The organism is Pseudoalteromonas sp. PS5 (assembly GCF_004103255.1).
Taxonomy (GTDB): Bacteria; Pseudomonadota; Gammaproteobacteria; order Enterobacterales; family Alteromonadaceae; genus Pseudoalteromonas; species Pseudoalteromonas peptidolytica.
In genome coordinates, this window is record NZ_RCSQ01000074.1 from 1 (window position 1) to 13,752 (window position 13,752).

General features: G+C 42.4%; 12 protein-coding genes. 5 read left to right on the forward strand and 7 right to left on the reverse strand.

All coding sequences use genetic code 11. From position 1 onward, the window contains the following. Positions 1 to 55: 55 nt before the first annotated feature. Both D9603_RS10275 and D9603_RS10280 read right to left on the reverse strand, forming a co-directional pair. Positions 56 to 682: an OmpA family protein gene (locus D9603_RS10275; RefSeq protein WP_128731235.1), complete on the reverse strand. Its 627-nt coding sequence runs from the start codon at positions 680 to 682 to the stop codon at positions 56 to 58. A gap of 86 nt (positions 683 to 768) precedes the next feature. Further along, positions 769 to 1,548 carry a transporter substrate-binding domain-containing protein gene (locus tag D9603_RS10280; RefSeq protein WP_241651635.1) on the reverse strand — a complete coding sequence of 260 codons (780 nt, stop codon included), beginning with the start codon at positions 1,546 to 1,548 and terminating at the stop codon, positions 769 to 771. 126 nt (positions 1,549 to 1,674) lie between these two features. Between D9603_RS10280 and chrA the strand changes: the two genes are divergently transcribed. Continuing rightward, positions 1,675 to 2,805, forward strand: a complete 1,131-nt coding sequence (gene chrA / locus D9603_RS10285) for a chromate efflux transporter (RefSeq protein WP_128731236.1) — start codon at positions 1,675 to 1,677, stop codon at positions 2,803 to 2,805. Positions 2,806 to 2,929: 124 nt separating this feature from the next. Here the strand turns inward: chrA and D9603_RS10290 are convergent, their stop codons facing one another. From D9603_RS10290 to speA, 4 genes are all read right to left on the reverse strand, one after another. Next, positions 2,930 to 4,141: a mechanosensitive ion channel family protein gene (locus tag D9603_RS10290; protein ID WP_128731237.1), complete on the reverse strand. Its 1,212-nt coding sequence runs from the start codon at positions 4,139 to 4,141 to the stop codon at positions 2,930 to 2,932. Then, entirely contained in the window at positions 4,138 to 5,058 is a 921-nt protein-coding gene (locus D9603_RS10295) for an acetyltransferase (protein WP_128731238.1), read from the reverse strand. Before D9603_RS10295 ends, D9603_RS10290 begins: the two co-directional genes overlap by 4 nt. Positions 5,059 to 5,076: 18 nt before the next feature. After that, positions 5,077 to 5,949, reverse strand: coding sequence for an acyltransferase (locus tag D9603_RS10300; RefSeq protein WP_125250685.1), 873 nt, complete (start codon positions 5,947 to 5,949; stop codon positions 5,077 to 5,079). Positions 5,950 to 6,060: 111 nt separating this feature from the next. Next, a complete protein-coding gene (gene speA / locus D9603_RS10305; protein WP_125250686.1) occupies positions 6,061 to 7,941 on the reverse strand; it encodes a biosynthetic arginine decarboxylase in 1,881 nt (626 codons plus the stop codon). 220 nt (positions 7,942 to 8,161) lie between these two features. Between speA and speE the strand changes: the two genes are divergently transcribed. Then, positions 8,162 to 9,022, forward strand: coding sequence for a polyamine aminopropyltransferase (speE, locus tag D9603_RS10310; RefSeq protein ID WP_125250687.1), 861 nt, complete (start codon positions 8,162 to 8,164; stop codon positions 9,020 to 9,022). A 38-nt stretch (positions 9,023 to 9,060) separates the two neighbouring features. Here the strand turns inward: speE and D9603_RS10315 are convergent, their stop codons facing one another. Further along, positions 9,061 to 9,669, reverse strand: coding sequence for a DUF2057 family protein (locus D9603_RS10315; RefSeq protein ID WP_128731239.1), 609 nt, complete (start codon positions 9,667 to 9,669; stop codon positions 9,061 to 9,063). 161 nt (positions 9,670 to 9,830) lie between these two features. Here D9603_RS10315 and D9603_RS10320 point away from each other — a divergent pair, with 161 nt between their 5' ends. The 3 genes from D9603_RS10320 (at position 9,831) to D9603_RS10330 (ending at position 13,629) form a co-directional block, all read left to right on the forward strand. Continuing rightward, positions 9,831 to 10,202 carry a histidine triad nucleotide-binding protein gene (locus tag D9603_RS10320; RefSeq protein WP_128731240.1) on the forward strand — a complete coding sequence of 124 codons (372 nt, stop codon included), beginning with the start codon at positions 9,831 to 9,833 and terminating at the stop codon, positions 10,200 to 10,202. A 228-nt stretch (positions 10,203 to 10,430) separates the two neighbouring features. Beyond that, entirely contained in the window at positions 10,431 to 11,087 is a 657-nt protein-coding gene (locus tag D9603_RS10325; protein ID WP_125250690.1) for a response regulator transcription factor, read from the forward strand. A 382-nt stretch (positions 11,088 to 11,469) separates the two neighbouring features. Next, on the forward strand, positions 11,470 to 13,629 hold the full coding sequence (locus tag D9603_RS10330; RefSeq protein WP_128731241.1) for an ATP-binding protein: 2,160 nt from the start codon (positions 11,470 to 11,472) through the stop codon (positions 13,627 to 13,629). The last annotated feature ends 123 nt before the right edge of the window (positions 13,630 to 13,752 follow it).

A 13,752-nucleotide genomic window follows, 5' to 3' on the forward strand; every position in this document is an offset into this window, starting at 1 on the left:
ATTAAGTCAATTGGTATAAGCTCGCTGGGCATACTTGTATATGCCCACAGCTTTCCTACGCGCGGTTTGGAATAATTTTGATTTCTACCCGGCGATTTTGTGCTTTTCCTTGTTCAGTTTGATTGCTTGCAACAGGTTGGGATTCTCCCATCCCTTCAGCATATAATCGCGCCGGTAACACTTGTTGAGATAACAGGTATTGCTTCACGCTATTAGCACGTTGCTCAGACAAGGTTTGGTTGAAACTCGCTGATCCCGTGGAATCTGTGTGACCAACAATCGTAAGGAATGTCTTGTCGTATTGTTGCATCACACGCGCAATGCCTTGCAATGTGTTATAGAAACTCGGGCTGATCGCGGACTTACCACTGGCAAACGTAATATTTGAAGGTAACACTAAACGCATTTGTTCACCTTCTCGAACGACTTCTACGCCAGTCCCTGCGAGCTCTTGGTTAAAAGCTGCTTCCTGCTTGTCCATATAATTACCAATAGCTGCACCGGCGATTGCACCAACCGCAGCCCCAATTGCTAAGCGCTTGTCTTTATGATTACCGGTTGCTTTTCCTAGCACTGCCCCAGTCGCCGCACCAATCGCTGCGCCTTTGCCGGTATTATTCATTTCACACCCTGACAGTGCAGCGACAACCACCACACCCACTAACACATTTCTTGCATTCATCTTAACACCTGAATTCATTTCGACCTGATTGTGCACATTGTTGCAATAAGTGATTAACGCTCGCTGAAGTGCGGCTTATTTTACTGTTACGGTGTTACTGTCGAGACATGCTGAGAAATTGGTGGCAATTTATATTTTGTCACAACCGGATCGAGTTTCTTTTCCACTGCTAAACGCTGCATAGCTTGACGAATTCGCTGTGCAAGCACTGTGCTATGAAACTGCGTACTCATTGCCATATGACCGTAAATAGCCTGACTGTGGCGATAAGAGACCTTTTTTAGCTTTTCAATGGGTTGCCCTAATACTTCCATCGCAACTTCAGCGGTATCTTCAACTGCAATCACCAAATCCACTCGGCCTTTTAACAGTAAATCAAATGCCACTCGCTCACTAAATACAGGGACTTTATTGAGCTGTCTATCCGCGTCAAAGCGAGGATAAAATACGCTACCGCGCATGACGGCGATACGATTGGTATAAAGATCCGAATATTGTTCAACTTCAATATTACTGTCTCTTCTGGCATAGAAGACAAAAGAGGAGGTCAGCGCCATATAAGCGGGATCGACAAAATCTATTACTTTGTCTCGCTGTGGTGTTTTGATCAGCCCCCCCATCACATCCACCTCTCCTTGTGCTAGCAAACGCATACATCGTGAAAATGGGCAAGGAACTGTGTTTATCTGATAATCAATATTGGACTGTGCGCGAATAATTTCTAGAATGTCTAAGATTAAACCGTGTACTTTGCCATTTTCCGCAATAATGCTGTATGGCGGGGCGTGATCAACAGCAACATTTATTTGCTGGCTATAAACAGAAAAACTTGCCAGTAAAGCAAACAAATACCGCAATAAACTCATTTGCATAATCATTGTCCAATTGTAGCTGTTACACCAGTTGGCTAGCTGGCACTAAACACACCAAAGTCATAAAATTGTCATATAAAACTGTAATGATACGAGGTTAACAATATCACAAGGTATACTATGTTTTTGAAAATATTTTATCAGTTTTTTTTACTAGGCTGCACAAGTTTTGGAGGTCCTGCTGCCCATTTAGGATTTTTTAAAAAACACTTTGTCGATAACTTGAAATGGCTCAGTAGTGAACGCTATGCCAGCATGATCAGTCTATCTCAGGTTCTCCCAGGACCGGGCTCTAGCCAAGTGGGGTTTGCCATTGGCCTTGAACGAGCAGGGATAATAGGTGGAATAGCCGCTTTTTTAGGTTTTACGCTCCCCTCCTTCTTGCTAATGCTGCTACTGGCATTAACAGCTGGTCAGCTTTCAGGTTCTGCACTTGCGATTATTGACGGCCTTAAGCTGTTTGCAGTAGTGATTGTCGCCGATGCGGTACTCAGTATGGCTAAAAGCTTCTGTAAAACCATGGCACTTAAAATTGTCACGTTTATTGCAACATTGGTATTACTATTTTTGCCAAGTTTAAACGCTCAAGTAGGGCTACTCGCAGTGCTCGCCGTTGTCGGTTATTTTTACGCTTTTAGTAATGTACCGAGTCAACAAAGTAGCCAACACACTTACCCTAACTGGCCCGTGCTTGCAGTATTCATCGGTTTATTCTTACTGACCTTTGCGGCACTACCAACTCAGATCTTCGCCGAGTTTTATCAGGCAGGTGCATTGGTATTTGGCGGTGGACATGTTGTTTTACCATTACTACAAAGCAGTGTTGAGAACATCCAGCAAGAAACCTTTTTAACCGCCTATGCAGCTGCACAAGCAATCCCAGGACCAATGTTTACCATAGCAAGCTTTCTTGGTGCAATTGCCGAGCAGACAAACCCAGTTTTGGGCGCAGCAATAGCGACACTGGCCATTTTCTTGCCAGGTCTGCTATTAATGTGGGCGTTTCATCAGCAGTGGCAGTCACTCATCGCACTGCCCCGCTTTGCTAGTATTAGCGCGGCATTAAACGCAGGCGTTGTTGGTATTTTAGCGGCGGCATTATATCAACCAATTTGGCAGTCTGCGGTACATAGCGTGCTGGATTTAGTGGCTGTGGTGGCGGGTTTTATCGCCTTGAAGTGGTTAAAGCCGGCGATCTGGCAATTACTCATCGCCTTTATCGTATTTGGGCTGATCTCAGGCAGTTTGTAATACCAATTAATTCAGGACTCTATTTTGAGGAAAGTAAATCTTGTCGGTATGATTTACTTCCTCCCATTATGCAGACATTAACACAAGCTGGGGTCGCTTATGCCTTAATCGCTTCTCAGATTAACTACCTCTCACCAGCTCTCACCTTGACGCGATGCGAACCAAAATAGTCACTGACACTTTGATATGGGCGAAGACCGAACGCAGGCATTACACTGAGCATATAGTCAAGAATATCCGCCTGTAAGTGCTCATAAACCACCCAGCGCTTGTCACGGCTGAAGCAGTAAAACTCGAGAGGCAAGCCATGTTGAGTCGGCGCAAGCTCTCGTACCATACATAAACACTCTTGGTTTATCGCTTCATGTTGCTTTAAATAAGCTTCACTATAGCGCCTAAACAGCCCGAGGTTAGTAATATCACTGGGTATATCTTCGAGTGATTCAATTAAAGGGTATTGTGTGGTTATCGCTGCTCGCTGCGCTTCGCTTAACAACTCGATACTTGTAAAATCAATATGAATTGCGCGTTTAATACGACGTCCCGCAGACTCCTGCATTGCTCGCCAGTTTTTAAATGAATCAGAGATAAGCATATAGGTTGGTATTGTGGTCACGGTGTTATCCCAATTACGCACTCTGACTGTATTTAAACCGAGATCTATTACCTCCCCATCCGCGCCAAAGGCATCTACCTGGATCCAATCACCAGTAGTCACAAGCCGGTTAGCGGCGATTTGAATGCTGGCGACCAACCCTAAAATGGTATCTTTAAATACTAAAATAATTACAGCAGCGATCGCACCAAAACCTGACAGAATATAAGTCGGCGATTTATCGACAAGAATGCTCACCACCAAGATAGAGCAGACAATAAAAATCAGCAACTTAAGAACTTGTATAATGCCCTGAATTGGCACTTCCTTCGCAAATGGAAACAAGTTATAAACACCGTTGGCTAAGTTCACTAAACTGCTAAATAGAAAGCCTGACGCGACAACCAACAGTACGTAAACCAAGCTCTCCATAACCACAAACACCCAAGCAGGTGCAACAAACAAACGCTCATGATAAGCAGAAAAAACCAAAAGGCATAAAACAAAGGCAAAACGCCCGCTAAACTTACTGAGTTGTGGTGCAAGGTGACCTATTTTTCGCGGTGAAATATGACGGGCAAGGTTCTCTACATTAGGCAGTACGAGGCGTCTCACAACCCAATATAAAAATAGTAAGCCAACTACCGCGATACCATTTGTGAACAAGGCACTGATCACAGTGCCTTGTGGTAATGCTTCTAACCATGGCTGGACAACATCATGGAGGTGGTCAAACTTCATAGTTGCTTTATCTCCTCACTGAGTGTGTCTTCAGGTGCTGCTCGGCGTAGCCAATGCGCTTCTAATTGGCTATCTTTACGCTGCCATACTGAATTCATAAAAGCTTGAAACTTTACTCGGTAGGCCTTATCACTTTGATAGTTACCAAGGGGAATATCTGCCATTGCAATATAATCTATTTTTATATCTATCGTATTAACACGTCCAAGCATAAATGATCGGCAAATATGTTCACCGTCTAATTCATAGACCAACGTCGCATTAAGCATCCCGTCAAGCTGTTCAGAGAGCACCTCTAAAGCAAAAGCAACACCACCTGCTTTTGGTTTGAGCAAGTGCTTGAAAGGACTTTGCTGACGTTGATGTTTCGCTTTTGTATGGCGAGTGCCTTCAACAAAATTGATCACCGTTGTTGGATGGTCACGAAAGTTACGACAGCTCGATTTGGTGCGCTCTACGTCCATGCCTTTTAGTTTGGGGTTTTTAGCGATCTGCGCTTTACTTGCCCGCTTCATAAAAGGCATACCCATTGCCCACGCGCCAGTACCAATAAAAGGAATATATTTTAGCTCATCCTTTAAAAAGAACTTAGGTGCGGGCAATACTTCCATGGCACTAAGCACAACAATGTCCAACCAGCTGAGATGATTAGAAATTAACAAATACCAACCTTGCGCGTGCAACTCTTTTGGCAAACGTACTTGAATTTTATCGCTAGCAATACGCAGCCCAATGTGATTCCCTTTACACCACATACCGTAAAAAAAGTGCAGAGCTGTTGAAATAAACTTTAAGGGTATCAGTAGCTTTACGATACCGAGCAACAACACAAGTAAACCGCACACAAAGGTGTTAACCAACAGCCAAGCGCTGGCTGAAAGTCCAAGAAACCACTTAGGTAGTATTTGTTTTAACATCACAACTTCCTTCTACTACTATTTTTCAGCAAGCTCCACCAGTTGCGCATCTTTAGCTTGCCACAGCGCGTTTAATTCAGATTGAAATCGCACTCTAAATTCAGGGTCATTGGTATAATCACCAATTAAGTTTGCGCTTACTGGCATTACTTCTACCTGAACGTTTACTGACTTCACTTTACCACCAATAAAATCAGCGAAGGTTGGCACCCCGTCAGGGTAGTGAATGGTAACATTCACTACTTTGCTGATCTGCTCTCCCATCGCTTGCATTACGAATGCAATGCCACCGGCTTTAGGTTTTAGCAAATAGGTAAATGGGCTTTTTTGCTTAGAATGCTTTTGCTCAGTGTAACGCGTACCCTCAACAAAGTTTACAATACTCACTGGCATTGTTTTAAACTTTTCACATGCTTTTCGCGTTGTTTCTATATCTTTACCCCGCAGTTTAGGGTTTTTCTTCAATTGAGATTTACTCGTTCTCGTCATGAATGGAAAATCTAAAGCCCACCAAGCAAGTCCCAACACGGGAACATATAATAATTCCTTTTTCAAAAAGAAATTTAAAAACGGAATTTTGCCATGTAACACTCGCTGTAATACTAATATATCCACCCAGCTTTGGTGATTCGCAATGACCAAGTACCAATCGTTACGTTTCAACTCACTCAACCCGCTCACATTTAATGTATATGGCGCGATAAGATTTTGACTCATTGAGTTACAAGCAACCCAGTTGCTCGCACAAGCTTTGGCAATATAACTCATCACTTTTTGCAAAGGTGAAATCGGAATTAGTTTTAACAGCCCACAGATAAAGATGGGGATAAACCAAAATATGGTGTTTAACGCATACAGTAACAAACTGAGCAATTTTCGAATAAACGACATTCATTCCCTCATTGTGTTTTACAGCTTGTGCGTATCATACCTTGAAAATTACGCACAATTAAGCCGACCAGTGGGTCGGCTATTTTTTATTCTTTATTATAGTTTGAGCTATTAATCCTCAAAATATGTGTACCCTTCAAGACCTGCGTTTAATTCTTGCAGATACTGAGTTTTAACGGATTCAGGGAGGGATAGCGCCGCAATCTGTTGTGCATAATTGTTTGATAGGACGGTTTTGTCATAGTGTACAAAACGTAGTACGTCTTCGACACTATCACCCTTAATCGCATTAGTTAGTGTGTAGCCATCTTCACTAAGCTCAACATGTACAGAGTCAGTATCACCGAACAAATTATGTAAATCACCCAAGATCTCTTGATAAGCACCGACTAAAAACATCGCCACATGGTATTGCTCACCCGGAACATACTCAGGAATAGGTAAGCTTGACTCAATACCAGCCCCTTCAACATAGCTGTTTATCTGGCCATCAGAGTCGCAGGTAATATCCTGAATCACAGCCCTTTGTGTCAATGGCTGATTTAGCTTATCGATTGGCATAACTGGAAATAGTTGATCAATCCCCCACACATCAGGCAAAGACTGGAACAAAGAGAAATTCACAAATAGTTTATCTGCTAACTTTTCATTCAAGTCATCTAGCACTTCTCGGTGCGCACGCGCATTTTCACTTAAACACTCACGCACTTTATGCAGCGTGGTGAAGTATAATTGCTCAAGTTGCGCCCACTCTTGCATGCTGATCAACCCATGTACATATTGATCATGGGCGTCACTGAATAAGTGCATAGCATCATGATAGGTCTCTAGTGCCATCCTAGGAGTAAGTTGTGACAACGAGTGCCATAACTCTTGCAATACCAGAGGGCTTGTGTCTTTTGGCTCCACAGGCTCCATCTGATTTGGCGCCTTCTCAACATCAATTACGTCGGTGATAAGTACAGCATGATGCGCTGTTAATGCGCGACCAGACTCAGTGATAATATCAGGGTGTGGAAGGTTGTTAAGTTCAGCAATATCATGAAAAGCATGTACTACATTTTTTGCATATTCTGCCACGGTATAATTCATCGAACATGAGCTACGTGAGCCAGAACCTTCATAGTCAACGCCAAGACCACCACCGACATCAACAATACGCAATGGTACACCTAGCTGAACTAATTCTGCGTAATGGCGAGCACATTCTTTTAGTGCACGCTGAATATCGCGGATATTCGCTATCTGAGAGCCAATGTGAAAGTGTACTAGCTGCATCAAGTGCAGACGATTATGAGACTTTAATCGCTCTACCGCTTGTAGTACTTGACTTGCTGTTAGGCCAAATTTACCTTTTTCACCACCTGTGTTTTGCCATTTTCCTTTGCCCACTGAGTTTAAACGGATCCGGATCCCAATGGCAGGCTCTACGCCTAAATCATCGATTTCTTGTAACAGCGTATCTAGCTCGGAGAGCTTCTCTACAACAATGTTAACTTGATGCCCCATAGCTTGGCCAATACAAGCTAAGCGCAAAAACTCACTGTCTTTATAGCCATTGCATACAATCGTAATTGGTTGCTGCGCGATACCTAAAATCGCCATTAATTCTGGCTTTGAGCCAGCTTCTAAGCCAACTAAACCACTTGGATGCGCCAGCAGCTTGCTCACAACTGAGCGCTGCTGATTCACTTTTATTGGGTAAACACAAGTATACTGGCCCTGATAGTCACGCTGCGCGCGAGCAGCAGTAAAGGCCTGCGTTAAGGTATCAACGCGGTGTTTTAGAATATCAGTAAAGCGCACTAGCACAGGCAAAGTAAGCCCTTGCGCCTTAAATTGTTCCGTTAATTCACACAGAAGAACAGGTGACTTAGTGCGGTCACCGTCAGGAAACGCCACTAGTTGACCCTGTTCATTAATATCAAAATAGCCGTCACTCCAGTGCGTGACGTTATAGATAGAACGTGCTGTTTGCAGACCCCAAGTCATTACTGCTCTCAATTAACTCTTCATAAAGCTTCATTCTAATACGCAAGACTGGTCAATGCGACCTAAAGTTGTGTTTTCACTACCTTACAAATTTTAAAAATAACCACAGTGAGATCAACACCAATATGAGGCAAAGTACAAAATGTTGGCTAAAATTGATTGAGCAAAGGCGCAACCACTGGCAGAATTGCGCTAATTTTTATCAAGTGTGAACACAATCATGGCAAACTTAGAAGCAAACCGTTGGTTTACTGAAATTAGCGACCGCGATGGCAGCGCATTTTCACTTAGAGTCAACAAAAAATTAGACGAAATCCAGTCTCCTTTTCAAAAGGTAGAAATGTTTGAGACCACGGATTTTGGTAACCTGATGATCATTGACGGTTGCACTATGGTGAGCACGCGTGAAAACTTTTTCTATCACGAGATGATGAGTCACCCGGCATTATTTTCACACCCTGCACCAAAAAATGTGGTGATCATTGGCGGCGGCGACTGTGGCACATTGCGTGAAGTATTAAAGCACCCTGGCGTTGAAACCGTAACTCAAATTGATATTGACGAAGTTGTGACGCAAATGTCACTGAAATACTTCCCAGAGCTTTGCGAGTCTAACAATGACCCTCGCGCAACCGTGATGTTTGATGACGGCATCAAATACATGCGAGAAGCACCAGCTGAGTCCATTGACGTAATCATTGTTGATGGTACTGACCCTGTTGGTCCTGGTGAAGGCTTATTCAACCACGCATTCTACAAAAGCTGTTTAGCAGCGCTTCGCACAGGCGGTATTATGATCCAGCAAAGCGAATCACCGCTAATGCACATGCCACTGCTATTAGAAATGCGCGATGCAATGCTAGAGGTCGGCTTTGTTGATCTGCAAACTCTGCCTTTCCCACAGCCAATCTACCCAAGCGGCCTGTGGTCAGCAACGATGGCACGTAAAGATGAAAAGTTTGCCGGATTCCGCGAGCAAGACGTTGACAACGCAACATTTGATACTGAGTACTACAACACGGGTATTCACAAGGGCGCATTAGCAACACCTAACTTTATGAAGCGTGCATTCGAAAAGTAAGCTAACCTCGCTTACTACTATCAAAATTTATAAGGGCATTAATTGCCCTTTATTTTTTCCAAAAACAGCTGCTTTTGTTCCGGTGTAGCTTGCTGCCACCAATAATCCAACATACCAACTACATCTGGATGAGCTGATTTAGGTGCTGCTGGCGCGGCAGGCTGTGTGGGATTACTAGGTGTCGAGTAACGTGGCGCAGTCACTTCTGCTGATTGGCTTGCTATCGCACTCACTACTCTAGGCCTTTTTTGAGTAACCACCAAGGTTGTGGCTAACGATTCATTAGGCGCTTGCAACATAATCAATGGCTGGGCGGCAAACGCTTTTGCTGCGACCACATTGTCAGGACGATTAAATTTCACATCATATTGCCCATCTGTATCGATACTGATTGTTGCCCAGAATGGCTTAGATTCAACGGTTTCGTGGTCGTCATAGCCCACCTCATACAGATCGGTATAACGCATTTTCACTACATATTCACCACTTGCTAAATCTAGCTCTCTGACTTTCGAAAAAAAAGAGTGCTCGATGGTTTTATCATTCACCTGCAATGGAATAATTTCTTCGGGAAAGCTGAGTAATGCAGCGTGGGAGAATGATGATAAGAACAGTCCCGCTGTTACAAGTGTAGATTTTAAACGCACCTATTCACTCCTTCGTTTATGGGTTTAATACCAGTTATCTTAATTGAGGTTACTGCATAGTCAGATATATCTCCAGCCTTTTTCTATGTACTCAATATACTATTGAGTATCTACAATAGTTGGTTATGCTAGGCATATCATTCACTAATTAAGGAAGAACGATGAGTTCAGAAACAATTTTCACCAAAATTATTAACCGAGAAATACCTGCTGACATCGTATATGAAGATGAAAAGGCATTGGCATTTAGAGATATTAACCCGCAAGCCCCATTTCATGTTTTGGTTATCCCAAAAACAGCTATCGCAACCATTAACGATGTAACGGAAGAAAACTCACACCTCATCGGACACTTATACGTGGTAGCTGCAAAGCTAGCGCAAGAGCATGGCTTTGCCGAAGACGGTTATCGAGTCGTAATGAACTGTAATGAACATGGTGGACAAACGGTGTATCACCTTCATCTGCATGTTTTAGCAGGAAAAGAAATGGGTTGGCCTCCTTACCAAGATACGAAGAAAGGATTAGCCTAAATTATTCCATGTTAATTTATGTAAATAAGTAAGTTATTAATCAACATTATTAAAAACTTACTTATTTCAACAAATTACATTCTGATACATATTCTGCACATATTTTTGATCCATTATTTCACTTTCGTATATAGCGGATTTATCTATCTTGTACTAAAAATTCTAATACAAAAGGTCTGAATCCCATGTTAGCATTGATAAATTGGAAAAAATTAGAGTGTGTCCAAAATGAGCAGTACTGCTTTTTTGTTATTAGATAAAGAGCCTGTTAACACCATTGGTATCAATGTGTTACAGCCATTGTTAAAAACTCAGGGACTGGATGTAACAACAGGAACTGATATCTCAGAAGTGCCTGAAGGCACAAGATTACTTTTCATTGAAACCGCAGTGAATGATTCTTGGGGAAAACTAAAAGAACAACTTGTCAATCTCAAGGTAAAATGTGACATCGTGCTGTTTAACTTAGATGAAAACCCTGAATTAGCGAACCGCGCGCTACTCAGTGGTATTCGAGGTGTATTTTACACCACTGATAATGCCGATGTGCTAATGAAAGGGATCCGACTTTTACTCGAAGATCAACTTTGGTATCGCCGCGACGTAATGTGTAATGTTTTAAATCGCATGCTGCAATTTAATAAGGATGCTCTACATAAGCTTACAGAAGGCGATATAGAGCCAATCAAACTTACGAAGCGAGAGAAAGCGATTATTGCGTTAATGAGTAAAGGCGCGAAAAACAAAGAAATTGCTGAAGAGTTAAATATCAGTCCTCATACTGTAAAAACACACTTATATAGTGCATTTCGTAAAACTAAATGCCGTAACCGCATTGAGTTATTATCTTGGGCTCAGCAAAATATCCCGGACGAAATACGTTAACGATAGATTTCGTCAAATCCAGTACAATATATTTGATTAATTAACCTGAGGTTTGGATAAGGAATGTTCCAACTCATTGTTGCTAAAGCACAACTTAGTTTTTCCTTGTCTAGCCAGCAAGTTTTAGGGAAAACACCGCTCCCGCGTCCAGCTCTCGCTAAGGTACCTACATCCTGTAGGCAGGCGAATTTACGCAGTTAGCGCTAAAACGGGCTGCTAGAAAGACATTAATTATCCGCGGCTCAGGTTAAGTCAATGGCTATCGCGCAATAGCGTCCCCCTTGAGGCACTGCCTTTCTGATCTCAGTGCTTCATTACTTTACTGCCTCAATGAATACCTCTATGCTAAGTTTTTATCATTATCAAAAGCAATTTTAGGTACATGCTCGACCCAAAAACACTCTACCTCACAAGTATCGTGATGACGGCCATGATGGCGCTTCTCACTTTTTTGACATGGCGAGCAAATAAAAGCACACCAGGTACGCTACTATATATCTTCTACCCATTGGTATTACTTGCAGCAATTTCTTCTTTTGCATTACACGGATACTTTGAAAACTGGCAAACAATTCCGATTGCCAACACCCTCCTTTTCGCAGCATCCATTATCCACTGTATGGCTATCAAGCAGTTTTTGGAAGTACAAGGTCATGCGTTCAAAGTGTTTCTGGGGTTTACCGCAGTGCTCTTTCTTTTATTGCTTTATAACAGCCTTATCGACCCAAACTTGCGAAATCGGATCCTGATATCCGATTTACAACATCTAGTAGAAGCAGTCTTACTGCTCTATTTTTTTACTCGCTTTGCGCGCACAAAATATCCGAATGGGAGCATAGTCTATATCACTATATTGATTATCATCTTGTTCATCTTTACTGGTAGATCGCTGCTGATGGGAGAGGTGACTCACTTTTCTTTGTTTAAAGAAAACTGGTTCAGTATTACCATTTTCTTCAACGGGGTACTTGCTCCCATTTTTTATGCCACGGGAATGGCATTGCTGTGTAATGAGCAAAGAGAGAAAAACCTCAATAAGTTGGCACTCAAAGCGCAGCAAGATCTTGAACTTAGAGGCATGTTCTTATCAACTATTAGTCATGAAATTAGAACGCCGCTCAATGGTATATTGGGCAGCGCACAACTCGTGCTTGGCAGAACAAAAGACAATCGCAATAAAGCCTATTGCGAAGCCATCGTAAATTCAGCGGAATCTTTAAATCTACTTATTGATAAGGTGCTGGACTATGCCAGCTTAGAGCAAAGCGATGAAGCACTCTACGAGGAGGATGTGGAACTTAGAAGCTGGTTACAAAACCTTTGCTTGTTACTCAGCCCTTTAGCAGAGCAAAAAAAGCTGCATTTTGAATTAGTATATGAGCTACCTGATCAAGTTTGTTATTACTTCGATCAGCAAAAATTACGGCAAATCCTCATCAACCTTGTTGGTAACGCCATCAAATTTACCGACAAAGGAGAAGTGAAACTCAAAGTTGAGATCCTAAAAGACCAACAGATTGAACACAAGGTTCGCTTTAGTATCATAGATTCAGGGCCTGGTATTGAAAAGGAAGACATTAGTAAACTCACCGAGCCTTATGTCCAAAGCAGTGCTGGTAAAATAAAAGGAGGCACCGGTCTTGGCCTTGCCATTACAAGCCGGTTACTAAACCGCCTTGGCTCACAATTGAGTATTCAAAGTGAACTCAACAAGGGCAGTCAATTTAGTTTCGATTTACTTCTAAATATTGGGGAGCTTAGTTTGGTTGAGCAACGTCCTCAGCACGAAAACTGCATTACCGGTCTAACTATTTTATTGGTCGAAGATTTAGAACTTAATCAAAAAATTGCAATCGAGTTTATGGCTGAGGATGAACACAAAGTGAAGCTTGCCACTGATGGCCGCAGCGCTATTGATATGCTAGTGCAGTACCATTTTGATGTCGTGTTACTGGATATGAATTTACCTGATCTCTCAGGTCAAGATGTCTTAAAACAACTCAAAAGCTGTGAGCACAAAAATAAGCGTACTCCATTTTTAGCGTTTACAGCCAGTTTAAGTCCGGATGAGGTCAAAGAGTATCTCGCACTTGGGATCCGAGACATTGTGGGTAAGCCAATTAAACAAGAAAAACTTCGTCAGGCTATCAGTGAATCTCAATCCCCCAAAAAAGCAGCAATCAGTGTTGAACTCCCAGACGTACTGTACGATGAAACTGCCGTGAATGCGTTACAGTCAGGCTTTAGTGAAGATGAAGTATCCTCTATTTATAATGAGTTTGTCCTCTCTGCTCGCAATAAGCTTATTCATATTCAACAATTGTTAGAACATGATGAAGAACAGTGCATCAGACTACTTCATCGTCAAGCAAGTACCGCTTTGCAACTAGGCTTTAATCGCTATGGCGCGAACTTAAAAAAAGCTGAGCGCCGACTACTAGACGGTAAGTCTTGCCATGACGAACTCACCGACGCTATGACGCTATGGCAAGAAAGTCTGGCCGCATATCTGCATTTTGTGCGTAAAGAAACGATGGGGTGACACCATTAACCGCATGTTATTCGACATCCCCCATAAACTTGTTCATGCTAAATGCCAATCGATATAAACCACTATGTACTAAGGCAAGTCAGTGGCTGACTTGTCTTAAACAAAAACGATAAA

Excerpts from the sequence above, each read along its gene's own strand:
- D9603_RS10275 (WP_128731235.1), bottom strand. The coding sequence starts at position 682 with ATGAATGCAAGAAATGTGTTAGTGGGTGTGGTGGTTGTCGCTGCACTG.
- D9603_RS10280 (WP_241651635.1), bottom strand. The coding sequence starts at position 1,548 with ATGAGTTTATTGCGGTATTTGTTTGCTTTACTGGCAAGTTTTTCTGTT.
- chrA (WP_128731236.1), top strand. The coding sequence starts at position 1,675 with ATGTTTTTGAAAATATTTTATCAGTTTTTTTTACTAGGCTGCACAAGT.
- D9603_RS10290 (WP_128731237.1), bottom strand. The coding sequence starts at position 4,141 with ATGAAGTTTGACCACCTCCATGATGTTGTCCAGCCATGGTTAGAAGCA.
- D9603_RS10295 (WP_128731238.1), bottom strand. The coding sequence starts at position 5,058 with ATGTTAAAACAAATACTACCTAAGTGGTTTCTTGGACTTTCAGCCAGC.
- D9603_RS10300 (WP_125250685.1), bottom strand. The coding sequence starts at position 5,949 with ATGTCGTTTATTCGAAAATTGCTCAGTTTGTTACTGTATGCGTTAAAC.
- speA (WP_125250686.1), bottom strand. The coding sequence starts at position 7,941 with ATGACTTGGGGTCTGCAAACAGCACGTTCTATCTATAACGTCACGCAC.
- speE (WP_125250687.1), top strand. The coding sequence starts at position 8,162 with ATGGCAAACTTAGAAGCAAACCGTTGGTTTACTGAAATTAGCGACCGC.
- D9603_RS10320 (WP_128731240.1), top strand. The coding sequence starts at position 9,831 with ATGAGTTCAGAAACAATTTTCACCAAAATTATTAACCGAGAAATACCT.
- D9603_RS10325 (WP_125250690.1), top strand. The coding sequence starts at position 10,431 with ATGAGCAGTACTGCTTTTTTGTTATTAGATAAAGAGCCTGTTAACACC.
- D9603_RS10330 (WP_128731241.1), top strand. The coding sequence starts at position 11,470 with ATGCTCGACCCAAAAACACTCTACCTCACAAGTATCGTGATGACGGCC.